The sequence below is a fragment of the Sphaerisporangium sp. NPDC049457 genome, assembly GCF_055586705.1.
In genome coordinates this window covers 1-3050 of record NZ_JBVJHR010000037.1, presented here as the reverse complement: position 1 = coordinate 3050, position 3050 = coordinate 1, and the positions used below count along the sequence as shown (strand labels likewise).

2 protein-coding genes are annotated in these 3050 nt (G+C 69.2%); both read right to left on the bottom strand.

Annotated elements, in window-relative coordinates:
• Nucleotides 1-129 precede the first annotated feature (129 nt).
• Complete coding sequence (mmsB, locus tag ACZ6QO_RS37030) at nt 130-1392, bottom strand: multiple monosaccharide ABC transporter permease (RefSeq protein ID WP_465858056.1); 1263 nt, start codon at nt 1390-1392, stop codon at nt 130-132.
• Complete coding sequence (gene mmsA, locus ACZ6QO_RS37025) at nt 1389-2927, bottom strand: multiple monosaccharide ABC transporter ATP-binding protein (protein ID WP_465858054.1); 1539 nt, start codon at nt 2925-2927, stop codon at nt 1389-1391. The genes mmsB and mmsA overlap by 4 nt, the downstream gene beginning before the upstream one ends.
• Nucleotides 2928-3050: the final 123 nt, after the last annotated feature.

Below are 3050 nucleotides of genomic sequence, written 5' to 3'. Positions count from 1 at the left end.
GTTTTGTTGCCCTTTGTGGGGGTCTTCTTTTCCCCGTTGGCGGGGGGGGGGGGCGCCCCCCCCCCTCCCCCCCCCCCCCGCTGCCGTTCAGGCGCGGCCCCGGGGGCTCCCCCGGCGCCGCGGCCGCCGTTACTGGGCGCTGCCGGACCTGCGCTTGGTCCACACGTCGAAGGCGACGGCGGCCAGCAGGACGGCGCCCTTGACCAGCATGACGCGCTCGCTCGGCGCGCCGATCAGCGACATGCCGTTGTTGATCACACCCATGATCAGGCCGCCGGTGATCGCGCCGACCACCTTGCCGACGCCGCCCTGGACGGCCGCGCCGCCGATGAAGGCGGCCGCGATGGCGTCCAGCTCGAAGGAGCCGCCGGCCGTGGGGCCCGCCTGGTTGAGGCGGCCGGCGAAGATGATGCCCGCCAGGGCGGACAGCACGCCCATGTTGACGAAGATCCAGAAGATCACCGACTTGACCTTGACGCCGGACAGCACCGCCGCCTGCAGGTTGCCGCCGATGGCGTAGATGCGGCGGCCGAACACCGCGCGGTTGGTGAGCATGGAGTAGCCGAGCACCAGGATGGCCAGCAGCACCAGGACCCACGGCAGGTTCTTGAAGCGGGCGAGCTGCACCACGATGGCCAGGACGACGGCCGCCGCCGCGACGATCTTCAGCAGGAAGACCGGCAGCGGGTCGACGCTCTGGTTGTACCTCTGCCGCGCGGTGCGCGTGCGCCACTGCGAGACGGCCATGCCGGCGACCGCGATGACGCCGACGAGCATGCTGAACAGGTCGGCGCCGCCGAGCGCGCCGAGGCCGATGTTGCCGAGGTAGCCGTCGGTGAAGCCGTTGGCCAGCGTGCGCACCTGGTCGGGGAAGGGGCCGATGCCCTGGTTGCCGAGGACGGTGAGCGTGAGCGCGCGGAACAGCAGCAGGCCGGCGAGCGTGACGATGAACGCCGGGATGCCGAAGTAGGCGATCCAGAAGCCCTGCCAGGCGCCGATGAGCGCGCCGGCGAGGAGGGTGAGCAGCACGGCGAGCGGCCAGGGGACCCCGTAGTTGACCATCAGCACCGCGGAGATGGCGCCGGTGACGGCCACCACCGATCCGACCGACAGGTCGATGTGCCCGGCGATGATGATCAGGATCATGCCGATCGCGAGGATCAGGATGTAGGAGTTCTGGACGATGATGTTGGAGATGTTCTGCGGCTCAAGCAGGGCGCCGTCGGTCAGCACCGCGAACAGCACGACGATCAGCGCGAAGGCGATGTAGATGCCGCTCTGGCGGATGTTGAGCGAGACGCCGAACAGCGAGGTGCGCGCGGGCGGCTGCGCGGGTCCGGCGTCCTTTCCGCCCGGGGCCACGCCGGCGTCGGCGGGGGAGATGCTGCTCATCGGATCTGCTCCTGTCCCTTCATCATGTAGTGCATCAGGCGCTCCTGGGTCGCGTCCTCACGCGCGACCTCGCCGGTGATGCGGCCTTCCGAGAGCGTGTAGATCCGATCACACAGACCTAGCAGTTCGGGCAGTTCAGAGGATATGACCAGGATCGCCTTGCCCTGGTCGGCCAGGCGGTTGATGATCGAGTAGATCTCGTACTTGGCGCCCACGTCGATGCCCCGGGTGGGCTCGTCGAGGATGAGCACGTCCGCGTCGGTGAAGATCCACTTGGAGAGGACGACCTTCTGCTGGTTGCCGCCGCTGAGCTTGCCCGTGACGCTCAGCACGCTGGGCGCCTTGATGTTCATGCTCCCGCGGTACTCGTCGGCGACCCGGAACTCCTCGTTGTCGTTGATCCATCCGCGCTTGGCCAGCCTCGGCAGGTCCGCGGCCGAGATGTTGCGCTTGATGTCGTCGATGAGGTTGAGCCCGTAGCGCTTGCGGTCCTCGGTGGCGTAGGCGATGCCGTGCTTGATGGCGTCCCGCACCGAGCGGATCTCCACGAGCTTGCCGTCGCGGTAGACGCGCCCGGAGATGTCCACCCCGTAGGAGCGGCCGAACACGCTCATGGCCAGCTCGGTGCGCCCCGCGCCCATCAGGCCGGCCAGGCCGACGATCTCGCCGCGCCGCAGCGTCATGTTCGCGCCGGAGACGACCTTGCGCCCGCGCTGCGTGGGGCTGTAGACCGTCCAGTCCTCGATGCGCATCGCCTCCGCACCGATCTTGGGCTCGTGCGGCGGGAAGCGGTTCTCCAGGTCGCGGCCGACCATGCCCGAGATGATGCGGTCCTCGGTGACGTGGTCGGCCTTCATGTCCATGGTCTCGATCGTGCGCCCGTCACGCAGGATGGTGATCGAGTCGGCGATCGCGATGACCTCGTTGAGCTTGTGCGAGATGATCACGCAGGTGATGCCCTCGTCGCGCAGCCCGCGCAGCAGGTCGAGCAGGTGCGCGGAGTCCTCGTCGTTCAGCGCGGCCGTCGGCTCGTCCAGGATGAGCAGCCGCACCTCCTTCGACAGCGCCTTGGCGATCTCGACGAGCTGCTGCTTGCCGACGCCGATATCGGACACCGGGGTCGTCGGGTTCTCCGGCAGGCCGACGCGCTGGAGCAGCAGGCCCGCCTCGTGGTTGGTGCGGTTCCAGTCGATGAGGCCGCGCGTGGCGCGCTCGTTGCCCAGGAAGATGTTCTCGGCGATCGAGAGCTGAGGGCTCAGCGCCAGCTCCTGGTGGATGATCACGATGCCGCGGTGCTCGCTGTCGCGGATGCCCGCGAAGCGGCACGGTTCGCCGTCGAAGAAGATCTCACCGTCGTAGGAGCCGTGGGGGTACACGCCCGACAGCACCTTCATCAGCGTCGACTTGCCCGCCCCGTTCTCGCCGCAGATGGCGTGGATCTCGCCTCGGCGTACGGACAGGTTGACGTCCTGGAGTGCCTTGACTCCTGGGAACGTCTTGGTGATTCCACGCATCCGCAGGATGTCGTCGGTCATGTCGTTTCCGTCCCTTGGGGAATGTCACGGCGGGGGGGGGGGGGGGGGGGGGGGGGGGGGGGGGGGGGGGGGGGGGGGGGGGGGGGGGGGGGGGGGGGGGGGGGGGGGGGGGGGGGGGGGGGG

What these genes read in the sequence shown, in the direction of transcription:
- mmsB (WP_465858056.1), bottom strand. Translation starts at nt 1,392, where the DNA reads ATGAGCAGCATCTCCCCCGCCGACGCCGGCGTGGCCCCGGGCGGAAAG.
- mmsA (WP_465858054.1), bottom strand. Translation starts at nt 2,927, where the DNA reads ATGACCGACGACATCCTGCGGATGCGTGGAATCACCAAGACGTTCCCA.